20 protein-coding genes are annotated in these 22,243 nt (G+C 45.8%); 11 read left to right on the forward strand and 9 right to left on the reverse strand.

Annotated features, from left to right (window positions below):
- Nucleotides 1-9: 9 nt before the first annotated feature.
- From BM261_RS00790 to nrdG, 3 genes are all read right to left on the reverse strand, one after another.
- Nucleotides 10-780, reverse strand: coding sequence for a DeoR/GlpR family DNA-binding transcription regulator (locus tag BM261_RS00790; RefSeq protein WP_049250430.1), 771 nt, complete (start codon nt 778-780; stop codon nt 10-12).
- A gap of 297 nt (nt 781-1,077) precedes the next feature.
- Nucleotides 1,078-2,859: an anaerobic ribonucleoside-triphosphate reductase gene (nrdD, locus tag BM261_RS00795; RefSeq protein ID WP_074894240.1), complete on the reverse strand. Its 1,782-nt coding sequence runs from the start codon at nt 2,857-2,859 to the stop codon at nt 1,078-1,080.
- A gap of 35 nt (nt 2,860-2,894) precedes the next feature.
- On the reverse strand, nt 2,895-3,431 hold the full coding sequence (gene nrdG / locus BM261_RS00800; RefSeq protein WP_074894241.1) for an anaerobic ribonucleoside-triphosphate reductase activating protein: 537 nt from the start codon (nt 3,429-3,431) through the stop codon (nt 2,895-2,897).
- Nucleotides 3,432-3,659: 228 nt separating this feature from the next.
- On the opposite strand from nrdG, the gene BM261_RS00805 reads away from it, so the two are divergent.
- The 3 genes from BM261_RS00805 (at nt 3,660) to BM261_RS00815 (ending at nt 4,799) form a co-directional block, all read left to right on the forward strand.
- Entirely contained in the window at nt 3,660-3,860 is a 201-nt protein-coding gene (locus BM261_RS00805; protein WP_049250504.1) for a hypothetical protein, read from the forward strand.
- Nucleotides 3,861-3,959: 99 nt separating this feature from the next.
- Entirely contained in the window at nt 3,960-4,277 is a 318-nt protein-coding gene (locus BM261_RS00810; protein ID WP_256205685.1) for a YbjQ family protein, read from the forward strand.
- A 6-nt stretch (nt 4,278-4,283) separates the two neighbouring features.
- The gene (locus tag BM261_RS00815) at nt 4,284-4,799 is read left to right on the forward strand and encodes a YbjQ family protein (protein ID WP_240317894.1); all 516 of its coding nucleotides are present in this window, start codon (nt 4,284-4,286) and stop codon (nt 4,797-4,799) included.
- Nucleotides 4,800-4,859: 60 nt separating this feature from the next.
- Here BM261_RS00815 and BM261_RS00820 read toward each other — a convergent pair whose 3' ends face one another.
- Together BM261_RS00820 and lon are read right to left on the reverse strand one after the other, a co-directional pair.
- On the reverse strand, nt 4,860-5,129 hold the full coding sequence (locus BM261_RS00820) for an HU family DNA-binding protein (RefSeq protein ID WP_003770633.1): 270 nt from the start codon (nt 5,127-5,129) through the stop codon (nt 4,860-4,862).
- 191 nt (nt 5,130-5,320) lie between these two features.
- The gene (gene lon / locus BM261_RS00825; RefSeq protein WP_074894245.1) at nt 5,321-7,756 is read right to left on the reverse strand and encodes an endopeptidase La; all 2,436 of its coding nucleotides are present in this window, start codon (nt 7,754-7,756) and stop codon (nt 5,321-5,323) included.
- A gap of 194 nt (nt 7,757-7,950) precedes the next feature.
- Between lon and BM261_RS00830 the strand changes: the two genes are divergently transcribed.
- The 6 genes from BM261_RS00830 (at nt 7,951) to BM261_RS00855 (ending at nt 16,243) form a co-directional block, all read left to right on the forward strand.
- Nucleotides 7,951-8,220: an HP0495 family protein gene (locus BM261_RS00830; RefSeq protein ID WP_049254417.1), complete on the forward strand. Its 270-nt coding sequence runs from the start codon at nt 7,951-7,953 to the stop codon at nt 8,218-8,220.
- Nucleotides 8,220-8,840 carry a lipoyl(octanoyl) transferase LipB gene (gene lipB, locus BM261_RS00835; RefSeq protein WP_074894248.1) on the forward strand — a complete coding sequence of 207 codons (621 nt, stop codon included), beginning with the start codon at nt 8,220-8,222 and terminating at the stop codon, nt 8,838-8,840. The genes BM261_RS00830 and lipB overlap by 1 nt, the downstream gene beginning before the upstream one ends.
- Nucleotides 8,837-9,823, forward strand: coding sequence for a lipoyl synthase (gene lipA / locus BM261_RS00840; RefSeq protein WP_074894250.1), 987 nt, complete (start codon nt 8,837-8,839; stop codon nt 9,821-9,823). Before lipB ends, lipA begins: the two co-directional genes overlap by 4 nt.
- A 60-nt stretch (nt 9,824-9,883) precedes the next feature.
- A complete protein-coding gene (locus BM261_RS00845) occupies nt 9,884-11,632 on the forward strand; it encodes a hypothetical protein (protein WP_240317895.1) in 1,749 nt (582 codons plus the stop codon).
- Between the two features lie 227 nt (nt 11,633-11,859).
- Complete coding sequence (locus BM261_RS00850) at nt 11,860-13,608, forward strand: site-specific DNA-methyltransferase (protein ID WP_074894254.1); 1,749 nt, start codon at nt 11,860-11,862, stop codon at nt 13,606-13,608.
- A gap of 10 nt (nt 13,609-13,618) precedes the next feature.
- Entirely contained in the window at nt 13,619-16,243 is a 2,625-nt protein-coding gene (locus BM261_RS00855; RefSeq protein ID WP_074894256.1) for a DEAD/DEAH box helicase, read from the forward strand.
- A 53-nt stretch (nt 16,244-16,296) separates the two neighbouring features.
- Here the strand turns inward: BM261_RS00855 and BM261_RS00860 are convergent, their stop codons facing one another.
- From BM261_RS00860 to BM261_RS00875, 4 genes are read right to left on the reverse strand one after another with little or no spacing between them, the layout of a single operon-like run.
- Entirely contained in the window at nt 16,297-17,334 is a 1,038-nt protein-coding gene (locus BM261_RS00860) for a TniQ family protein (protein ID WP_074894258.1), read from the reverse strand.
- A gap of 2 nt (nt 17,335-17,336) precedes the next feature.
- Nucleotides 17,337-18,230, reverse strand: a complete 894-nt coding sequence (locus tag BM261_RS00865; protein ID WP_016687574.1) for a TniB family NTP-binding protein — start codon at nt 18,228-18,230, stop codon at nt 17,337-17,339.
- Complete coding sequence (locus BM261_RS00870; protein ID WP_240317896.1) at nt 18,227-20,125, reverse strand: Mu transposase C-terminal domain-containing protein; 1,899 nt, start codon at nt 20,123-20,125, stop codon at nt 18,227-18,229. Before BM261_RS00870 ends, BM261_RS00865 begins: the two co-directional genes overlap by 4 nt.
- Nucleotides 20,122-20,784: a heteromeric transposase endonuclease subunit TnsA gene (locus BM261_RS00875; protein ID WP_074894262.1), complete on the reverse strand. Its 663-nt coding sequence runs from the start codon at nt 20,782-20,784 to the stop codon at nt 20,122-20,124. Before BM261_RS00875 ends, BM261_RS00870 begins: the two co-directional genes overlap by 4 nt.
- 392 nt (nt 20,785-21,176) lie before the next feature.
- Here BM261_RS00875 and BM261_RS00880 point away from each other — a divergent pair, with 392 nt between their 5' ends.
- Both BM261_RS00880 and BM261_RS00885 read left to right on the forward strand, forming a co-directional pair.
- Nucleotides 21,177-21,479 (forward strand): hypothetical protein, encoded by a 303-nt coding sequence (locus BM261_RS00880; RefSeq protein WP_083426619.1) that lies wholly within the window; start codon nt 21,177-21,179, stop codon nt 21,477-21,479.
- Between the two features lie 262 nt (nt 21,480-21,741).
- On the forward strand, nt 21,742-22,062 hold the full coding sequence (locus BM261_RS00885) for a hypothetical protein (RefSeq protein WP_074894264.1): 321 nt from the start codon (nt 21,742-21,744) through the stop codon (nt 22,060-22,062).
- Nucleotides 22,063-22,243: the final 181 nt, after the last annotated feature.

A 22,243-nucleotide genomic window follows, 5' to 3' on the forward strand; every position in this document is an offset into this window, starting at 1 on the left:
CAGACGGCCTCATCTTTCTGCGGAATAAAAGGGAATGCCGCCGTCCTGCAATTGTTTTTCCACGGCGGCGGGCAGCGGCCGGTCGGAAAACACCTTGTCAAACTCCGTGATGGCGGCCACGCGCACCAAGGCGGTACGGCCGGTTTGATTGTGTTCGACCGAGAGATAACGTGTCCGCGCGTTCTGCATCATGGCCTGCATCACGCTGACTTCTTTAAAATCAAAATCCAGCAGCGAGCCGTCGGCTTCGATGGACGACGAGCCGAGAATGGCATAATCGGCTTTAAACTGGTTGATGAAATCCACCGTCGCCACGCCCGTAATGCCGCCGTCCACCGGCCGGACCACGCCCGATGTGATGATGACGGTGTAGTCGCTGCGGCCGGATGCCAAGGCGGCCACATGGATGTTGTTGGTGATGATGCGCAGGTTGCGGTGATTTTTAATCAAGGCCGCCGCCACGGCTTCTATGGTTGCCCCGATGCTCATAAACAGGCTGGAGCCGTCGGGAATTTCTGCCGCAATCAAATCTGCGATATGGGCTTTTTCATTCTGCTGCCGTTTTTTTTGCAGCAGGTAGGTGTCGTTCAGCGCGGCATCACCCAAAGTCGCACCGCCGTGATAGCGTTGCAGCAGGCCGTCTGCACACAATTCGCCGATGTCGCGGCGTATGGTTTGCGGCGTAACATCCAATTCGGAGGCTAAAGCCTCTACCGGCATAAAACTGCGCTCCCGCACCAAACGGATGATTTTTTCATGGCGTTGGCGTTTGTGTCTCATATATTTTACACTGCTGGCAATGGAAAACCCGGCCGGATGCAATCCGACGGTAAAAAGGTCGGATGATAACAGCACTGCCAATCAGGAAGATAAGATTTTTTCAACCTGGCCTACCCGCTCCCTTTTTTACACCTGATGTTGTTGGAATTTTGTAGAACGCCGTATTCCGTTCCCCTGCCGCTCCGAATCGTGCGGATAGGGCTTCTTGCCGCTGTTTTCGATAAACTTTGAGGCTGCCCGAGTCATCCCGGACAGCCCCGTCCCTAACTTTTTGCAACTGCTTTTAACGTTCAGCCATCAAGCCGCTTTGCGGTGGTAATGCCGCAGCGCGTGTTCTTTGCGCCGTCCGCTACTGAAGGCGGATACGCGCTTCAAATAGCCGATGACGCGGGTGCCGTAGTCGATGTCGTGCGAGCCGCAGGTAGAACAGGCGTGCAGGGTGCGTTTGTCGATGTGGCCGCATTCGTTGCAGATGGTGATACGCACGTTCACGCAGAAGTAGTTGCAGCCGGTTTGTGCGGCGATGTCCAAGAGCGAGCGGTAGCCGGATTCGGGCAGGGCTTCGTCGAGGTTCAGGTGCAGCGCGGAGCCGCCGTCGAGCCAGTCCACCAGTTCTTTGCCGTGCAGCAGGAATTTGTCGAGCGCGTTGATTTCTTCGTCTTCGACGACGTAGAAATAGGAGTTGTAGCATTCGCGGCTGACTTGGTAGCCGTCGGCTTTGTCCCATTTGGCGTTTTTCACGCCGAGGTTTTCGGCGGGAACAAACTCGGTGTTGAACTTCACGCCGTAGTGTTTGCTGGCGGCTTGGTTGGCTTCGAATATGGTTTTCAGACGGCCTTGGACGAAGTTGATGTAATCGTCGTTGTAGCCGACTTTGATGCCTTGCGATTCGGCGGCTTCCGCCATGCCGTTGATGCCGATGGTGAGGAACTGTTTGTCCAGCGTGATGAAGCCAGCATCGTAAACGGGCAGCATTCCGGCGGCTTGGTATTCTTCCATCAGTTTGCGGTAGGCGTATTGGTATTTGTGGATTTTGGCAACTTCGGCGGCAAGGTCGCGCCCGTCTTGCTCCAATCGGTTCATGTTGATGGTGATGACGTTGATGGAACCGGTCGCCACGCCGCCCGCACCAAGTGTGTAGCTGAAGGTGCGGTCTTCGATGGCGTTGCGCAGACGGCAGCAGGAAGCCAAGGAGTCGGGGTTGTCGGAAAGATAGACGAAGAAGGAATTGCCTTCCGCCAATTCTTTCGCCATTTCGTCGGCGAACACGGTGTCTTTGCATTTGCCGCCGTCGGTCAGCATCGCAGCGGTCACGACGGGGAAGGTCAAAACGGCTTTGGTGCGTTCCTGATTGAACCATTTGAGGAAAAAGTTTTGCAGCTTCGCCACGCTCGCCCACACCGGTTTGCTGAAATCGGGGAAGACGAAATCGCCGAACATCGCGTCGAAATAGTATTGATCGTAAACGGAAATATTCCAAAATACGCTCTGATAGCCGCGCGCGGCAGCTGGCTGGTTGATGCTGTACACCACCTGCTGCATGTGGTTGGCGATTTCTTTACCGTGCGTCTCCAAATAATCGTCGCCGTAGTCTTTGCGGGCAAAGTAGTCGAAATAGGTCAAAAATTCCACCGTCGCCACCGCGCCGGCAAACTGCGCGCTGATGGCAAACACTAGGTTGATAAACGAACCGCAAAACGAAGCCAGATGTTGCGGCGCCTTAGATTCGCCGCCAAGTTTGCTTAAGCCGTCGAGCAGGAAGGGATACAGCGTAACCGACACACAATAAGGCTTGAGGCTGGTTTCGTCGTGCACATAAATCTCATGCGCCTCAATCTGGCGGATGTATTCGTCGGCGACGGATTGGTCGAAAATTTCGGCGATTTTGCGCGACACTTGGGCGCGGTTAATCTGCACGAAAAAGTCTTTCATGATTTCCGCTTCCATCGTAGCGATGTTTTTTTGGGTAACGTTCGCGTTGGCGTCCATTTTCGAGCCGTCCGCCGCGTTTTGCGCGCTGATGTAGTCGTGCATGAATTGCAGTTTGCCGTTTAACTGTTCGGGATGCAGCCGAATCATGTTAAGTCCTCCTGTGTGGGTTGGATGAAAAAGCCTCAGGCCGTCTGAAAAGCGGCCGCCTGCGGCTGAGTCGTAATCGGGATGATTTTGGGCGCGGGTTTGTCTTTGATAAACAAGCGGTTCAACACCTCGCCCGTACGCAAATCGATAAACTTCTGATTGGTTGTCGGGCTGTCCAAGCCGCCCAGCTCCATCTGCCAGCGGCCGGTTTTCAGATACGTCAGATAAGGCAGGATGCCGTCTGAAACCGCCTCCAGCTCCTCACGCTCCAAACCGGTGTACAAACAGGCTTTCAGACCCGCCTGCGTCACGATGCCCAACATTTTCTGCAAGGCTTCCGGCTGCCATTCCCCGCCCATAAACAACACGCAACTAATCAGCCCGCGATAGCGTTTCAGACGGCCTCTCAAATAATCCTCGGTCAATTCCGTGCCGACACCCTCTTTCCACGCATCGGCGCTATGGCAGCCTTTGCAGCGCAGCGGGCAGCCGGAAAACAGAAACGCCAGCGACACTTCACCCGGCACTTCCTGCCATACGATTTGCTCGATTGTGAATTTCAACATTTTCATCACTCAAATACTAGATATAGTATTTTTTATACACTCTTAATACCATATCTAGTATTCTATCGACAGATTTTGCTTACTGCAATCATGCTAATTGTAAAATTTAATATTTGCTTATTTTTATTGGAATATTTGTCAAAAACTATTCTCATAAGTTTCGGTAACAATTTGGAATAGTCGGAAAAACAGGTTTATGATGGGAACCCATTCATCGGATACGGGAATAGAATGATGGAATCGAAAAAACAAGAGGCTGCCCGGACAATAGGCCGTCTGAAAAACAAAACAACCGACCAAGAACGTTTGCAGGGCTGGCGGGAAGCCTGTGGCAAGCAGCATTTGAGTGGGGAATTCGCCCTCAGCACCAAACTCAACGGAGAAGCCTATACGGAAGAAGAAGCAAGGATGGTGGCCGAATTGTTTGGACGCTAACGGAAATGATATGATGCGCAGCCGTTATCTAAAACGGAACCATCATAGGTTTCAGCAACGGCGGCCCGTATGAAATACGAACATAATGAAAAGGAAAATATGATGTTATTGAGTAATATTGAAACCGTTCCCGGCCGCACCATCGTCCGCCATTTGGGATTGGTCCAAGGTTCGACCGTGCGCGCCAAACACGTCGGACGCGATTTTATGGCCGGCTTGAAAAACCTGGTTGGCGGCGAACTGAAAGGTTACACCGAGCTTTTAAACGAAGCCCGTGATGAGGCGCTTGCCCGTATGATTGAACAGGCGCGCCAGGCCGGGGCCAATGCCGTGGTAAATGTGCGTTTTTCCACCGCATCCGTAGCGGCAGGGGCTGCCGAAATCTTTGCCTACGGTACGGCTGTAGTTTTGGAATAGGAGGAGATGATGTCGAACGACAACGATGAGTTCTCCGTCATCCTGTTGCTGATATACCTGTGGCCGGTATGGCTGCTGATTATCACCTATTTCACCGGCCGCCATATTGAGCGGAAGCATTATGCCGATATCGAGGCGCGGGAAGCTGCGCTGCGGCATATCATGGTAATTCCCGTAAAAAAACCGCCGCAGGACTTTAGCAGCGGGGATTTGGTTTACGCGGGAGTCGTCGTTTCCAGCGATTATTTCCGCCGTATGCTGGCAGCGTTCCGCAATTTTTTCGGCGGCAATATCCGCAGTTACGAAACCTTGCTCGACCGTGCACGGCGCGAAGCCGTACTGCGCCTAAAAGAACAGGCTGCAGCGAAAGGGGCAAATGCCGTGTTGAACTTCAAATTGGAAACGGCCTCTTTAGGCAATATCCACCAGCCGCAGCAAGGCGGTGCAGTCGGTACGGTTGAAGTTTTGGCCTACGGCACGGCAGGACGGCTGTCTCAGCCGGCTCAAACTCCGCATCAATGATATAGGCAATAAAAGGCCGTCTGAATTTTTCAGACGGCCTTTTATTGTTTCCAAACCAAATTACAGGGCATCTTTCAAAGATTTACCGGCACGGAATTTTGGCGTTTTGGCTGCAGCAATGGTCAGCGGCTCGCCGGTTTTAGGATTACGGCCTTGACGCTCCGCACGCTCGCCCACGTAGAAAGAACCGAAACCGACCAGAGTTACGGTATCGCCTTTTTTCAGGGCTTCGGTAATGGCATTGACCATACCGTCCAATGCTTTGGCGGCTGCAGCTTTAGAAATGTCGGCTTCTTGAGCCATTGCTTCGATCAATTCAGACTTGTTCACGGTTAAGTCCCTTTCTGTCGTCTAAAAAATAAAGGATTCCAAAACAAACCCTGCTTTGGAATACGGATTGCTTATGGCGCGCCTTTATAACAAGGCTGAATTTGCCGTGTCAAGGCAAAAGGCATGAACGGGGGGCTTTTTCAGCCAAATTGCCCACCGCCGGTGCCTTTTGCAACACAATACAACCCGACTCAGTGTTTACGGACTTTTGCGCTTGACTTTGGCTTTGAACCGCCCACTTGTCCGTTATCGGCGTTTTCGGCTGTTTCGGGCTGGTATGCCAAACCCAACGCCAAAACTTCGTCTATCCATTTCACCGGATGAATCGTCAGACCTTCCTTCACATTGTCCGGAATTTCTTCCAAGTCCTTCACATTGCCCTGCGGTATCAAAACATGTTTGATACCGCCGCGCAAAGCCGCCAGCAGTTTTTCCTTCAAACCGCCGATGGGCAGCACTTCGCCACGCAGCGTAATCTCCCCGGTCATGGCCACATCGGCGCGCACGGGAATATTGGTGAATGCGGAAACCATGGCCAAAGTCATGCCTATGCCCGCGCTGGGCCCGTCTTTCGGGGTTGCACCTTCGGGAACATGGATATGGATGTCGTGTTTTTCATAAAAATCGGCGGCTAACCCTAATCCGTCTGCACGAGACCGAACGACACTCCACGCGGCGGTAATCGATTCCTGCATTACATCGCCCAGTTTGCCCGTGCGGACAATATTGCCTTTGCCTTTCAAAGCCACTGCTTCGATGGTCAGTAATTCGCCTCCCACTTCCGTCCATGCTAAGCCGGTAACCTGTCCAACCCGGTTTTCACTTTCGGCCACACCGAAATCGTAATGGCGCACACCGAGATAATCAGACAAATTTTCAGCATTAACGACTATGGCCTTTGGTTTGCTTTTGCGCGTTTTCGTTTTCTGTGCGTCTTCCGCCAATTGTGCGGCCATTACACCTTTGCGGCAAATTTTGGCGATTTCCCTATCCAGAGACCGTACGCCTGCTTCACGAGTGTAATAGCGCACGATGTCGCGCACGGCGTCTTCCTCAATCCGTATTTCGCCTTCGCGCACACCGTTGCGCTCCATTTGCTTGGGAACCAGATACTGCATGGCGATACTGATTTTTTCATCTTCTGTGTATCCCGACAAACGAATGATTTCCATACGGTCGAGCAAGGCCGGCGGAATATTCATGCTGTTTGAAGTGGCGATAAAAAGCACATCGCTCAAATCATAATCGACTTCGACAAAATGATCGGCAAACGAATGATTTTGCTCGGGATCGAGGACTTCCAGCAGCGCGCTGGCAGGATCACCGCGGAAATCATTGCCGAGTTTGTCGATTTCATCGAGCAGGAACAACGGGTTTTTCACTCCGGCCTTAATCATGCCCTGAATGATTTTGCCCGGCATCGAACCGATATAGGTACGGCGGTGGCCGCGGATTTCGCTTTCATCCTTTACACCGCCCAAAGCCATGCGGATATACTTCCTGCCCGTCGCTTTGGCAATTGAGTGGCCGAGCGAGGTTTTACCGACACCCGGAGGGCCGACCAAGCATAAAATCGGGCCTTTGAGTTTGTCGCTGCGTTTTTGCACAGCCAGATATTCCAAGATGCGCTCTTTCACTTTCTCCAAGCCGTAATGGTCGGCATTCAGCACCAAATCGGCCTTGGCAATATCTTTAATCACGCGGGTCTTTTTCTTCCACGGCAATTCCAACAGAGTGTCGATATAGTTCCGCACCACTGTCGATTCCGCCGACATCGGCGGCATCATTTTCAATTTTTTCAATTCCGACAAAGCCTTGCCTTCAGCTTCCTTGCTCATGCCTGCAGCTTTGATGTCGGCTTCCAGCTTGTCCAGCTCGGCACGTTCGTCTTCCTCGCCCAATTCCTTATGGATGGCTTTAACCTGCTCGTTCAAGTAATACTCGCGCTGGGATTTTTCCATTTGCCGCTTCACACGGCCACGGATGCGTTTTTCCACTTGCAGGATATCGAGTTCGGCATCAAGCTGGCCGAGCAGGAATTCCATCCGTTCGGCCACATCGACCTTATCCAAAACCACTTGGCGCGACTCCAGTTTCAACTGCAAATGTGCCGCGATGGTATCGGTCAGACGGCCGTTGTCCTCAATTCCGGAAATCGTGCCCAACACTTCCGCCGGAATCTTTTTGTTCAGCTTGGCAAACTGGTCGAATTCATTCAACAACGTGCGGCGCAACGCCTCCATATCCCGATCCGGCCGGGAAACTTCTTCGACTTCTTCCACATGGGCGAAAAAATAATCGCCGGCGTTTTCCACCGTCAGCGCACGGGCGCGGCGGATGCCTTCCACCAACACCTTTACCGTGCCGTCAGGAAGTTTCAACACCTGCAGGACATTGGCCACTGTCCCCATTTTGTGCAGGCTGTCGGCTTTAGGTTCTTCATCATTCGGATTTTTTTGCGCGAGCAAAAAAACCGGTTCGTCGTTTTCCATTGCCTGTTCCAGTGCGGCAATCGATTTGGCACGGCCGACAAACAGCGGCAGAACCATATGGGGGTATACCACCACATCGCGCAACGGTAATAAAGCCAGTGCACGGTAATCATCGGATAATTGGGTTTTAGCCATAGTTTTTGCTTCCTTTACGAATCTAGGGGCGGGACATTGGGCTGTACCTAGTTTTTTTCAAGGCTTGATTTTAGGCCGTCTGAAACTTATTTAAGGCAGACTTCAAACGCCGATTGCGCTAGAATATGCACCGTTATTTTTCAGACGGCCTTCCATTACTTACAGGCCGTCTGAAAACCAGCAAGGAACCAAAAATGACTGAAAAAAAACAAAGCCTCATCGAATTTCCGTGTAATTTTCCGATTAAAATTATGGGTGACAAACACCCAGACTTTCCCGCCAAAGTGCTGGAAACTGTGCAACAGCACGCCCCTGATGCCGAACACGGCCACATGACTATACGCGACAGCAGCAGCGGCAATTATCAAAGCATCACCATGCCTGTAAATGTCGAAAGCCAGGAACATCTCGACAACATCTACCGTTCCCTGACGGCCCATCCGATGGTGAAAGTCGTACTATAATGAAAACCGTACACCTTGGCCGATGCGACTACGCACCCGTGTTCGAAAAAATGAAACGCTTCAACGACGTGCGTACTGCCGATACCGAAGACGAACTGTGGGTGGTAGAACACAACCCTATCTTTACCCAAGGCTTGGCCGGCAAACCCGAACACCTGCTGATACATGACGACATACCCGTCGTCCAAATCGACCGCGGCGGGCAAATCACCTATCACGGCCCCGGCCAGCTGGTGGTCTATACCATGATAGATTTCAAGCGGCGTAAAACCTCCGTCCGCAACATCGTATCCGCGCTGGAAAACAGCATCATCGATACCCTGTCCGACTACGACATCACCGCCAACGCCGACCCGCAACGCCCCGGCGTATATGTGCAAGGCAAAAAAATCGCCTCCCTAGGCCTACGGATAAAAAACGGCTCGGTTTATCACGGCCTGGCCCTCAATATCGACATGGACCTGAGCCCTTTCACCCACATCAACCCCTGCGGCTACGCCGGTTTGGAAATGACACAAATCGCCGAATACGTCCGCCCTGCTCCGTCCTTCGGCGAAGTAGCAAAAAAACTGACGGGCTACTTGGAAGGCCGTCTGAAAACGAAAGCACCACACGAATGACCACAGAAACAAACCCTCTCGACAACCGACAAGGCGTCAAACACACCGGCGCATCAAAAACCGCCCGCATCCCGATCAAAGTCGTTCCGCTGGAAGAAAAACTGAAAAAACCGGAATGGATACGCGCCAAACTGCCGAATCCGAAGAAATTTTTCGAAATCAAAGACATCCTGCGCGAACAAAAAATGCATACCGTCTGCGAGGAGGCCGCCTGCCCCAACATCAGCGAATGCTTCAGCAAAGGCACGGCCACCTTCATGATTATGGGCGACATGTGTACGCGCCGCTGCCCCTTCTGCGCCGTCGGACACGGCAGACCAAACCCGCTCGATCCCGAAGAACCGCAAAACTTAGCCAACTCCGTCCGCGCCATGAAACTGCGCTACGTCGTCATCACATCGGTAGACCGGGACGACTTGCGCGACGGGGGTGCGCAACACTTTGCAGACTGCATTACCGCCATCCGAGAAGCCAGCCCCACCACCAAAATCGAAATCCTGGTACCTGATTTCCGCGGCCGCTTAGATATTGCATTAAAAATTTTGGCGCAAACCCCGCCCGACGTAATGAACCACAACCTCGAAACGCACCCGCGCCTCTACAAACAGGCACGGCCGGGCGCGGATTACAAACACTCACTCGAACTTTTACGCCGCTACAAAGAAATGATGCCGCACATCCCAACCAAATCCGGCATCATGGTCGGCTTGGGCGAAACAGACGATGAAATACGCGAAATCATGGATGACATGAGGGCGCACAATATCGAAATGATTACCATCGGCCAATATCTGCAGCCTTCAGACGGCCACCTACCCGTTTTGCGCTATGTTACCCCCGATATGTTCAAACAATTTGAACGTGAAGCATACGCCAAAGGCTTTACCAACGCGGCTTGCGGCGCAATGGTACGCTCCAGCTACCATGCCGACGAACAAGCAGCCGAAGCACTGCGCGAATGTGTGAATTCTAACAATAAATGATACTGAACATCGCTCTTTGGTGCTATACATCACTAAATGGTGCTAACATGGAATAACAAGATGCCGGTGATCCAGATTAAAGAATTTCCCAACGACGGAAGAGTTTGGAGAATTGATTGGTTCGGAGCAGTACGAAAAAACGATAACGTACCTACGGAACCGACCATCGACGTTTATCTCAGACCTGTATCAGTAACAGACAAAACGTCTATTGCTGATTTTGGCTGGTTAAATAAAGAGCGAATATGCTGCACTATTGGTGTTGGACAACTGCCGGTACTTACTATCGGTTCTCTTTGGAAAAACGGTAAGTTATTGGATTACCAAGTTATCGTGCCTAGTAATCTACCAAACGTTAACATAGCTGAAGATTCTGTACGTTTGATTGAAGCAGCGCATAAAGATCAAACCGGTTATATCATCAATAAAGCTGCCTTTGATATTGGCGGTTTCAAAAATGGATTATCTGCAAGATGTTTGGCTATTGAATCTGATGGAGATCCCTATTCAATCATTATTCCCGTTGCTGAAGTTATTCGTTTTTATTACGCCATTTCAACCAATTTGGCCAAGATTGCTTTTTTGGGGTCATATGAAACTAATTTCGATCAAATCATCGGTGAACGATGCGGTTTTGATTCAAAAACCAAGATTCTCATAATCCATTTACGACAATGGCTTTACGATAATGAGGGATGGGTTTTGGGTAGGATTTTAAGGGACAAAAATGCACAGCAGGGATTTTTCCAAATTCATCGTTCGTTAGTCAAACAATCAGTGGGGAAGTATCATCAGCCGATGCCGGAAACTAATTTCCCGTTTCAAGGAAAAACAGATTGGGCTGCACGCTGCCTAAGTTTTACGAGCGGTGGAAAAGTTCGTACCTTAATCTTAGAATTATTGCGTTGTACTGCTCCCTTTCCTTTTTCTAATTTAGTGGTTATTAGAGACAATGATGGCAGGCAAGCATCTCCAGAAACTGATCTACCGGAATCAAATAAACGTCCTTATCTAAGGAACCAGGGATTAAAATCTGATACTTCAAAAAAACTGCATAGCATAGAAGAACCTGTGCAGAATATGAAAAGAATGGTTATTGACTATGTAAAAGAACGTTTTGGAGATCTTTGGAATAAAGAACTCATCAAGCCTGAAAAAGAGTTTTGTAATTATAGAAAAACAGACTTACTGTTTTTGCCGCCATCGGAATCGACCACAGCATTGGGAACCGGCGACGGTACATCAGGACAGTCCAAAACTACCCCCATTTCAATCTCTATTAATGTTGGAAAAGAAACAGGCATCGCTCAAAAGCTACGTTCTCACAGTCGTTCCGAAGCTCTGCCTGCTACCTTTGAAAATATGATGGCCGCTGTCCGATATTTATCAGAGAACTATCAGGATAGAGGTGTTACGGCAAAAGTATGGCCGACCCTATATATGCCGTTAACTTCTAATCGTAGCAGTCAATGGTCTTATTTAGATACTTCTGCAACAACAACCAACCTAGTCAAAACTCCAAGAAGAGTTTTAATTACCGAACTCAATATAGATAATATGCTATTTTGGTTGGTGGAGTTTGAACAAAGAGAATCAGAATCCTTAACTGCTGCTATGATATATGGAGCAAGTTCAATGAAGGCTGAAGAAATAAAAAAAATCCTGCATTTGCTTGCTCGGTCAAAAGGAATTTGGAAAAATATTCCTCCACACGGGAGATTTCATATCAGGCCAATGAAGCATAGCTGGCCGAGTATCGAAGAATATGCTTCATCTATTTACAAAGCCTGCTTGGCAACTTCCACCTGACTTGTGTTTCTGTTGGTACAATCCAAATCTATTAGTACATCTGTCATTTAGATACATTAATATTTTCTTAATTTTTAGGATGCAACTTATGCCACGCACGCACGCACGCACGCACGCACGCACGCACGCACGCACGCACGCACGCAATTATACTTCACATCAAATAATTGTCTAAAGAATTCAACTCATTGTGCTGATTTTTTGTCAAGTGATACGGGAGGTACAAAATGCCCGAATTAACTTGGCAAGGAAAAGCTCAAGTCAAACTGCATCATCTGGATGTGCCGTTTCATCTTCTCAACAAGCAATATGATTTTCACGCGGCTGCCGGTTCGCCCGATAACCGCAGCGACAATATTTTGATCCACGGCGATAACCTGTTAGCACTTAAATCACTGTTGCCAGAATTTGGCGGCAAGATCAACTGCATCTATATCGATCCTCCGTACAATACTGGCGAAGAAAAGTGGGTATATAACGACAATGTGAATGACCCCCGTATCAAAAAATGGCTGGGTGAAGTGGTAGGCAAAGAGGGTGAGGATTTCAGTCGCCATGATAAATGGTTGTGCATGATGTATCCGCGGTTAAAGCTGTTGAAACAACTACTGGCCGAAGATGGAGTAATCTTTATCAGTATTGACGATAATGAACAGGCCTGCCTGAAACTGATTTGTGATGAGATTTTTGGCGAGGGATTTATTGGCTGCTTTGTTCACAATAAACTTAATTCAAAAAATGATAGGACAAATATTCAAAAAAACCATGAATACATTTTAGTGTATTACAAAAGAAATTCTTCCAGTCCGATCGATATTGTCTCCGTAGCGAACGATAAAATAAAAGAAGTTTTTGAAGAGAATGGGGAATTTTTTTATTTAAATGACACGATTACTACTCGGGGAGATGGGGGAGAATTAAATGCACGCCCCAATCTCGGTTATACGATTTACTATAATCCTGAAACTAAAAAAAGTATTGCAGTGGTTGATTACGATGTCGAACGAGCCAAAATATCTAACCATCTTAACGAAATCTACACCGATGATTTTAATTTGATTAATCAAGGATTTATTCCAATTAGACCTCCACAAGTTCGTGGAAAATTAGGTTGCTGGACTTGGTCTTTGGAAAAATTCAATTCCAACAATAAAAACATCTTGATCAAAGAAACAAAAAATTCGTACCGTGTACACAAAAGAACGTTTGTGGAAAAAAGGAATGTAGAAAGTATTGGAAATTCTTTGGTTTACCGAATGACCAATCGAATTAACGCCAGAAGCATTTTGGAGTTTTCAAGCAGCAATGGAGTATTGGTGTTAAACGAAATTATGGGACAACGAGGCGTTTTCAAATATCCAAAAAATGTTTCAATGATTGAATATTTGATTTGCCTTATAGATAACCCAAACGCCTTAATCCTAGACAGCTTTTCAGGTAGTGGTACCACTGCTCACGCCGTGTTGTCGCTCAATCAAAAAGACGGCGGCAACCGCCGGTTTATTGGTGTGGAAATGATGGATTATGCCGAAAATATTACTGCCGAGCGCATCCGCCGTGTTATCAACGGCTACGGTACAAAACCCGAAACCCAAAACGGTACAGGCGGAGGCTTTTCGTTTTACACTGTGGGGGAACCGCTTTTTCAAGATGACAATCTCAATCCCAAAGCACCACTTTGCGCCATCCGTGAATACATCGGCTATACCGAAGGTTTGAAAGATATTTGGCACACGGACAACGGCGTATCACCCCACGCTTTGGGTTATCAAAACGGTACGGCGTATGTGTTTTATTACGAACCGCATACCACGGCGCTCAGTTGGGATTTTCTCAACACGCTGAATGCCGAAGGCCTGTCTGAAAAACCGGAACAATGGGTTATTTATGCCGATACCAATGTTTTGACGGACGAGCAGTTAAAACAGTCCAATATTATCTTCAAACGCATTCCGCGTGATATTTCCGGGTTATAAAGGATAAAAAATGGAACTAAAGAAATATCAGCAAAATGTAATTGATGATCTGGAAGCATTTTTGCGTGTGCTGGAGGATTCAATCAGTCTGAAAACTGCATTTGCCGATTATTGGAAAATGCACGCCCGTTTTCCGCTGGCAGTAGATAAAATTGTACCGTATCACGATAAAGTAATAGGGGTACCGAGAGTGTGCCTGAAAGTGCCGACGGCTGGAGGAAAAACCTTTATTGCCGTGAATGCTTTGCAGCCGATTTTTGCGGCTCGTGAGTTGTCGGCGCGACAGGCGCGTTTAGTGGTGTGGCTGGTGCCGTCTGAATCCATTTTATCGCAGACGTTGGCGAATCTGCGCGATCTTGCGCACCCATATCGACAGAAATTAACGGTGCATTTCGGTAATCACGTTAATATCTTGGATAAAGAGCAGGTGTTGCGCGGTACTGATTTTGACGCGGATTCAGTGGTACGCGGCATTTCCATTATCGTAATGACGTTTGATAGCCTGAAAGGCCGTAGCAAAGAGACACTGCGTGCATTTCGGGAAAATCCGAACCTGGCTTCGTTTGATGTTTTTAGGCTGTCTCAAAATGAGTTAACAGAGTTTGATGATACGGCACTGATTAACGTGCTGCGTTCGATGAATCCGGTGATTATAGTGGATGAAAGTCATAATGCCAGTACGCCGTTGTCGGAAGAAATGCTTTTGAATCTGAATCCGTGTTTCGTGCTGGAATTGACTGCTACGCCGCATGAGAACAGCAATATCATTAGCTATGTTGATGCAATGGCGTTGCACAGCGAACAGATGATTAAACTGCCTCTGATGGTAAGCCAGCAAAACAGCCAAAGTGACGTAATGATGGCTGCGCTGACGTTACGGCACAATTTGGAGGCATTAGCGCTGGCTGAGCAAACAAAAGGTGGTGCCTATATCCGCCCAATCATTCTGTTCCAAGCTGAGCCTAAAAGTAAAGAAGACACAATCACGTTTGAAAAAGTGAAAGCGCAATTGTTGGATATTGGTATCCCAGAGAATCAGATCGCCATTAAAACCAGCGAAATCAATGAACTGAAAAATGTGGATCTGTTGTCACCTGATTGTGAAGTTCGTTTTGTGATTACCGTAAATGCACTCAAAGAAGGCTGGGATTGTCCGTTCGCATATATTTTGGCCAATTTAGCAAATAAATCCTCGGTAGTTGATGTTACTCAAATTGTCGGACGTGTGCTGCGACAACCTTATGCCCGTTGGCATAATAAAAAACTGTTGAACAGCAGTTTCGTGTTTACGTCTAGTGAGAAATTTCACGAAACACTCAAAAGTTTGGAAATGGGCTTGGTTAATGCAGGGTTTAGCCGTGAGGATTACCGTATTGCTCAAACAGAAATGCCACCTAAAAATACGCCAGATGTTGCACAACCTGAATTGACGTTGACTGCTCATGAACTGCCCGACATAGACGATTTTAACGTATCACCGACATTCAAGCTTCCTAACAATATGAGTGAACAGGTGGCTGATAATCCTGTTGCCGAACAAATTACCGAATTGGTTATACAAACTGTTGCTGCCAATGTTGAGTTTGGTGAACAGGCACAAGCTGCTACTGCCATGAATGCCCCACCAACGGAGTTGCAGGAGAAAATTACGATGTACCCCATTCGCCCTGAATTTACCGAAATGATGGCAGATTTCCGTTTGCCACAGTTTGTAATTCATTTGGATAATGGTTTGTTTAACGAGGTGGTGTTGTTTGACAGAACTAATTTACTGATAGATTTCCCATTGGGAAGATGTGATACCGTCATTGATTTTGGACAGATTAACGGGGTGGTTTACACCAGTGAATTTAAAAACGAACGTGAAGTAGAATTTAGCCCTCTGAAAAATCAGGAAAAGCAGGAATTACTGAATTTATTTGCCAATCAATCAGACGAAACGCAGCAGAGGAGTTTGGTGGAAAGTTTGTTTCAACTGGCTGGAAAACGAGTATTCTATCCGATTGATGATAATGATGTGCGCAAATATTTCCGTCGCATTGTGGAAGATATGACTGATGCACAACGTAAACATTGTTTTGAACATATTGACCAATACTACAAAGTTATTAAGAAGAAAATTGACGGTTTAGCAGGTAATTATGCAGAACAAGAATTTTTCAGGCAGCGTGAAAAAGACGCATTAATGATGCAAGCAATGTATTCATTCAAGACATCTATTGCTCCAACTGAATTGGCAACTTCATTAGGCAAGAGTTTGTATGAACGAGAGGGTAAGATTAGTGATTTTGAAACCATGATTTTGCGTAAAATTTTGGAAGATAATGGAGTAAATTTACGTTGGTGGCATCGAAACGAAAGTAAAAAAGGCTTTTGTATCAACAGCTTTATTAATCATTTTCCTGATTTTGTGTTGCTAACGGAAAAAGGCACGGTGGTGGCGCTGGAAACTAAAGGTGAACAATTGGATGGCGCTGGTAGTAAAGATAGGATCCGGGCTGGCAAGGATTGGGAAAAGGCCGCCAATGCACTGAACGATGGGAGAAAATATCGTTATATGATGGTGTTTGATCAAGAGCGGCTCGAAGGTGCATATGATGTGGCAGCAATGTTGGATTTACTCAGGAGTCTGTAATAATCAAAATGAGTGCGTACCTCTGTTTGTCTTGATAATGAATTCAATAATTTTCAAAACATAGTCTTACGATAAAGCTCTTTTCTTATATTTCGGTTTAGAACATCAATCAGCTTTTTGAACTCGTCTGGACAATCATCAAAATCTTTCAGCATATGGTTATAGCGCAAAACACCATCTTTCCATGCCTGAAAGAGATTGTCCGGATAATTATCGATCAGCCACCAACATAAATCCAAAGTATGGTGGCGTTCGATCAGTTCTCTGCTTTCCCATGCTGTACGCTTGCTTTTGTCAATTTTTTGTGGTTGTGAACCGGTTTTTAGGCATAAATAGGAATATAATTTCGGTGCCAGTCGTTGTGAAGTTAATAGCGTGACAAAGTGGTGCAATATTTTCAAACTGTCTCTATAACTGTTTTGTGAACTTTCTACCGGGTAGTGTTCCAACCAAACTAACAGCCTTCGCCATTGTTCAAGTGTATTACCACTCCAAGCTGTAACGGGTTGTGTTTCTGTACAAGCCAAGTCGGTTTTACACTGCCAGCAGAATTTGAGGGGCCGAAACGCTGTTTCTTGCATATTTCCCATCTCTTGCCGATGGAATGCAACACCCGCACCACAATGTGAACATCTGTCGTGAAGTATCACTTTGTGCTTTGGGCAAAAGGTATAGCAGGCAACACGCCATGACACCCTAAAATAAGGTTCATAGTCTTCTGCTAAGCACAATGGACAGAACAATAAACCGTATCCTACGCGTTTCCGATGGTATATCTGCAAACTGTTTACCCACGTCAGATGTCCTGATGGACGTACTTTATCAAACAAAGTGCCCTGAAAACGCCGTAGTGAAGTTCTATCGATTTTCTCCGCATTTATTCCGCTTTTTTCACTTAGCTTTGTAACTATCCACTCTGGAATATATCTGTCAATGTCCCGATTCCATATCTCATAATTGTTCCCAAAGACTAAGTTGCAAAATGTCTGAACTTTTAGTCCGTTCGCATGTGCCGTTCGAACCAGCCATGAAGACAGTAATTCATTATGATACGGATGGGGATGTGCTGGCCAAAGATATAAGTCAGACATATCTAAGCCAGTTTGTCTATTTGCCGCTTCCGCTCAGTAGGTGTTACCCAGCCGATTGAATCAAGCACTTCATGATTTATTTGTTCCGTTTCATTTTGTACAGCAGTTGCGGCAGCTTCTGTCAGTACCCGAGATAGCTCTCCAATATATCCTTCGCTCATATTGTACAATCTGACGGCAAGTTCTCTCGTTTGCAGTTCAGACGGTCTTTTCAGGGGGATCATTCTTTCAAAGCTAACCAACAACCGAAGAAAATTTCTATCTAAGTTCCATCTAGGCAGAACAGCCGGTTCGAATCGGTTGGATAACTGCGGATCAGTTTGCAACGCACGGAAAGCATCCTTAGTGCCTATACCGACAATCGGTATTTGTAAATCGTTTCCTAGATATTTGATGACATTCAGAAAAGCCCTTTGCCGGTTCATGCTACCAGCCAAGATATGATGGATTTCGTCAATAATCAGCATTCTAGTTTGCATACGTTTGAGTAAGTGTATGACTTGAGTCTGCTTCTTATCTATTCTGTCATGCGATTTATATGGTGCAAAGATTGCATCTAAAATGGTATTGTAAAATCTTCCTTCATCCGGAACAGGTGGAGCCTGAACCAGCAGTACAGGAACTAATACACTGTCACCATCCAAATTTTGGTCAGCAGGATGTTTTCTCAAAAAACGGTGAGCCAGCATGGTTTTACCGTTATTGGTATCTCCGACAATCAGAAGATTCGGCATACGGTGGATTTTGGGATAAACCAAAAGATCTTCCAGTTTGTTCAAAATGTGCTCAGCTTGGGGATAACCTATCCAATGCGGCGAACGGATGTGCCAGATGCGTTCCTCTGTGTCAGCATCCAAATATGTGGCGGTTTTTTTGTGCAAATGAGGATATTTCATGACAAATCATCCAAGTCGTCAAACGGCTGTACATTTTCAAAAGACATTTCAGTCTCCAGCAAATCCGTTTGCGGAAAAGCAGTGGCGGTATTGTTGATACCATTATTATCTTTGGAAACTGGTTTGCTTATAGCAATACTTTCGTTTTTACGTCGTTGCATCGCTCTGCGTACCGCTTTGGTTTTGCCTTGAGCTTGTTCTTCCATCTCGCGCATCTTGCCATAAGCTGAAAAAATCATTCTTTCGTCAATGTTGGATTTGTGTTCCTGTTTGAGTTGGCGGTTGATTTCCCTTAATTCCCAAATACTCATAACTGGATGGGAACTGTCCCGATAAGGGATAGAAAAATAGCTGTTCAATTCAGGGTCAAAAAACCAGATTACGCTGAGATCACGGGGATCAAATCGAAACACAAACTGACGGGCTCTTTTCGGGTTTCCCGGTTCTGTTGCACCAATCCAAGTGCGAAGTGCATCATGCCAATAATGAATTTTATGGATGGATACGCCATATTGCTGGACAGTTCTCATCTCAAAAGGCATGAAATCCAATCGGAATTTGGTTTCATCTAGGACTTTAGGCGGCATACCTGTTCCCGGAAGAGAGTCAGTACCGAATATGCCTTCTCTATATTTGGCCAGCGGCGACATACCCAATGCTGAATGCATTCTCTGGTGATACACACCAGTAATGAAAATTGTCAGCCATTTTTCAAATTCCGACAGTGTAAATACTGCACTGTCTTCGGAATCATAATTACTACGTTCGACAACATTGGAAAAAGTCGTACCGGGCAAAGTGTGAATTTCCTGTAAAACCGTACCCAGCAGTCGCTCTATATGGCCACCGAAATGTGGCCGTGCCACCGGACGCCATTCAATGTCGATGCCGTATTGTTTACAGGCTTTTTCCAATACTTTACCGTGAAATTCTCTTGCATTGTCCAAATGGATTTTTCGCGGTAATCCCCAACACGGCCACAAGCCTTCCACTTCATGCTGGGCAAGCCATGTTTCTTTTGTCAGTACGGAATGAGCCAGACACAATCCTGCCGATAATGCACTAGGTGGATCAAAGGAAATATAGAATCCGGGAATCATTCGGCTAAACACATCAACTGCCATTGTGATCCAGGGACGACCAATTGGTTTACGGTAAACATCATCAACCAAAATAATATCTAGTTTGGTATGGTCTATTTGAACGACTGCTAACGGAAAGTCCGCATTGGGAAAACTGCCCTCAGCCGGTTTAAATTGCTCCTCAGCAGCTTTTTTTCCCTGTCTTTTCGCTATCTTAAATTGAGGATCCAGCTTGCTGATACGGGCACGGATAGTATTGTTATGAGGATATGCAAATCCTGCATCCAAGCATTGCCGTTTGATCTCGTTAATTATTTGTTGAACTGGCTTTTTTTGTTTGGTCAGATATTCTTTTTCAATAACTGATTGGACGATCTTTTCGACATTGTCGTCAATACGGTAACGGCCCTTGTCTTTTCGGTGTTGTTTGAATAAACCCGTCAGCAAACCTGTTTCGTGGTATTTTCGAAGCCATCGGTAAATGGTATTGGCATGAACACCAAACTGTACAGCTCTTTCTTCAACGGCTTTCTTCGTCCGTTTTTTATTGTCTAGTAAAGGCTTGATAATCTCAAAACGTTTTGTTGCTATGGACCATTCTTGTGCATCAATGGTATTTAAATCTTGTGCGGAAGAAGGTTCATTCGTTATGGAGGACAACTCCGCCACTTTAACTTGATAAGTTTTACGGCTTTCTACCTCAGTCAGCAAAACCGTGTCCAAATCCACAATGTTTGTAATTACACAGCAGATCCCGTTAAATTCGACCATTGCTCCCGGTCGAATATCTAACACAGCCTTTCCGGTATTCATCGCTTTCTCCATAATGTAGAATTCATCGTCAGCGGTAGGTTCAAATCTGCACCGATTTTTCCTACGGCCACTAGATACCATAACACTGGTAAAATCTTTGCCTGATTCCACTCATCTTGAAAAACAGCTGCAACTAGCTCTCTCGGAGTAGCTGTTTTAAGCTCTTTTAATTTTTGGTCAAGTAGTATCATATATGGCTCGTAATATTCATGCACAACGGCATTCCGCATATAGGGCAGCAGAAATCGCACGTTTTGAAGATAGACTGTATGAATTTCAACTTCAGTGACCAGTTTGAACATCCAGCCCTTTTGTCGGCAAAATGCTCTTGCTGCCTTAAATTTTGGCTGCAATACTGACCAGTTTTTCCTCAAATCGCTTCGGTATTTGACTTCATAGAGAATTATCGTAACAGGTTGCCGACTAGGTTTGTAGTGCACCAAAACATCAGGTGTGTACATATGCTTTTTGCCGGAATCATCAAACCATTCGATAGAAACCGGTTGTACCTCGAAGCGGATTACATCGGGACAAAACTCCAATAAACTAAGGAAATCCCGTTCCAAAGAAGATTCATAAGCTGCGCAGCCTACAGACTTAGAATGGGCGGCCATTCCGGTGATATTGCGGTAATTTTTGGGAATTTTTCTGACAGGCATGATAATTCAGTCTCAAATATCGCTGTAATTTTGGCTTAAAGATAAATTTTTAACTCGTTTAGTATTAAATAGCAATGTAGAAAATAAAGTTTTAGGTCGTTTTAGCACCATTTAATGATAGAATTTACAGAATGCAACCACTAAAACCATTTTTCAATGAAATAGGTTATTTATTTCCATAAAAGTCAGCTTTCACATCGACAGCTGTGCTTTTTGTTGAAGTACTACCCAAGCATAAATACAGGCCGTCTGAAAATTATCGTTTCAGACGGCCTTTTGCTTACTAATATAATCCTAATTCAAGAAAACGGAAGAATTATTAGAGAAACTCTTTTAACCAAACCTCAATTAGGAATAGAGATAGGATATTTTAACCAGAAGAAGTAAAAGATATGAAAAAATTAGATGACAAAGAACAAGCAATGTATATTGCGAAAAAATTTCAAAAAAGAATGTTAATTCCTAAGATTTTTTTTATTTCCGTAGCCTGTATATCTGGTGCGGCAACCCTCCAAGAAATTGTTACAAACAATAATTTCTTAAAGAAAGATATTTTTTTATTATATTTACTATATATTGGGTTGTTGGATTACTTTTTTGTATTATTTATATTCCGATTGCCAGCATATGTCCATATTGCCATTCTTTTCAAAAATTTAATGGCAAATCATTTGAGATTGATGCTAATAATTTAACTTATTCAAGAGGAATTTCTCCATTTAATAAAGATTATTGCACCGAGTGTAAAGCACCACTATCACCTAAAGCCGTGGAGCATATGTATTCCAAAATAGCCGATGAATAAGTATAACAAGCGCAGCCTGTGTAACTGGTACGAAATATTGAGGTACAAATTCCCAAGGCTAATGGCAGTATAAAAACGATTAAAAACTTGCATATTGTTCCTACTTCGTCAGGTGGATTTACTTGGTGGGGTAAAGATGGAGTAACAAAAAAATGAAATGTGAACTTAATAAAAATATAGAATTAACGGAAGATGGAGATAATATACCTTCCGATATTTATTTAATCGAGAATGAACACCAACTATATATTGAACTCAATGAATCAAATAAATATGTTAATTTTATTTTCTCCTCCCGTTTGGCTATGTATGAGTTCGGCAAGGCCATAATACATGAAGCTATATTTGGTGAAGGCGGATTTCAAGAATTTTATCCACTGGCAGTTGAAGCATCTAAGCCTGAAGTTATTAATGGAGTCCGAATGAATTTAGACAGTGCCCGACTATTTATTAATTATCCGAGCGAGTCATGATTTGCATACGCAGACATTGGATTAGCAAGTCGCAGCCTGAGCAAATTCTCCCCATGAAGTATGTGCAGCGCCCACGTTGGCTTGGAAATTCCGCAAAACCAATTGTGTCCTCGCCCCCATTGCTTGAAAGAAGGCCGTCTGAAAATAACAAATACGGTTTCAGACGGCCTTTCCCCAGGTT

The organism is Neisseria elongata subsp. elongata, assembly GCF_900113545.1.
Classification (GTDB): Bacteria; Pseudomonadota; Gammaproteobacteria; order Burkholderiales; family Neisseriaceae; genus Neisseria; species Neisseria elongata.

Bases quoted from the DNA above. Each gene is read 5' to 3' on its own strand.
- BM261_RS00790 (WP_049250430.1), bottom strand. From the start codon at position 780: ATGAGACACAAACGCCAACGCCATGAAAAAATCATCCGTTTGGTGCGG.
- nrdD (WP_074894240.1), bottom strand. From the start codon at position 2,859: ATGATTCGGCTGCATCCCGAACAGTTAAACGGCAAACTGCAATTCATG.
- nrdG (WP_074894241.1), bottom strand. From the start codon at position 3,431: ATGAAAATGTTGAAATTCACAATCGAGCAAATCGTATGGCAGGAAGTG.
- BM261_RS00805 (WP_049250504.1), top strand. From the start codon at position 3,660: ATGGAATCGAAAAAACAAGAGGCTGCCCGGACAATAGGCCGTCTGAAA.
- BM261_RS00810 (WP_256205685.1), top strand. From the start codon at position 3,960: ATGATGTTATTGAGTAATATTGAAACCGTTCCCGGCCGCACCATCGTC.
- BM261_RS00815 (WP_240317894.1), top strand. From the start codon at position 4,284: ATGATGTCGAACGACAACGATGAGTTCTCCGTCATCCTGTTGCTGATA.
- lon (WP_074894245.1), bottom strand. From the start codon at position 7,756: ATGGCTAAAACCCAATTATCCGATGATTACCGTGCACTGGCTTTATTA.
- BM261_RS00830 (WP_049254417.1), top strand. From the start codon at position 7,951: ATGACTGAAAAAAAACAAAGCCTCATCGAATTTCCGTGTAATTTTCCG.
- lipB (WP_074894248.1), top strand. From the start codon at position 8,220: ATGAAAACCGTACACCTTGGCCGATGCGACTACGCACCCGTGTTCGAA.
- lipA (WP_074894250.1), top strand. From the start codon at position 8,837: ATGACCACAGAAACAAACCCTCTCGACAACCGACAAGGCGTCAAACAC.
- BM261_RS00845 (WP_240317895.1), top strand. From the start codon at position 9,884: ATGCCGGTGATCCAGATTAAAGAATTTCCCAACGACGGAAGAGTTTGG.
- BM261_RS00850 (WP_074894254.1), top strand. From the start codon at position 11,860: ATGCCCGAATTAACTTGGCAAGGAAAAGCTCAAGTCAAACTGCATCAT.
- BM261_RS00855 (WP_074894256.1), top strand. From the start codon at position 13,619: ATGGAACTAAAGAAATATCAGCAAAATGTAATTGATGATCTGGAAGCA.
- BM261_RS00860 (WP_074894258.1), bottom strand. From the start codon at position 17,334: ATGTCTGACTTATATCTTTGGCCAGCACATCCCCATCCGTATCATAAT.
- BM261_RS00865 (WP_016687574.1), bottom strand. From the start codon at position 18,230: ATGAAATATCCTCATTTGCACAAAAAAACCGCCACATATTTGGATGCT.
- BM261_RS00870 (WP_240317896.1), bottom strand. From the start codon at position 20,125: ATGAATACCGGAAAGGCTGTGTTAGATATTCGACCGGGAGCAATGGTC.
- BM261_RS00875 (WP_074894262.1), bottom strand. From the start codon at position 20,784: ATGCCTGTCAGAAAAATTCCCAAAAATTACCGCAATATCACCGGAATG.
- BM261_RS00880 (WP_083426619.1), top strand. From the start codon at position 21,177: ATGAAAAAATTAGATGACAAAGAACAAGCAATGTATATTGCGAAAAAA.
- BM261_RS00885 (WP_074894264.1), top strand. From the start codon at position 21,742: ATGAAATGTGAACTTAATAAAAATATAGAATTAACGGAAGATGGAGAT.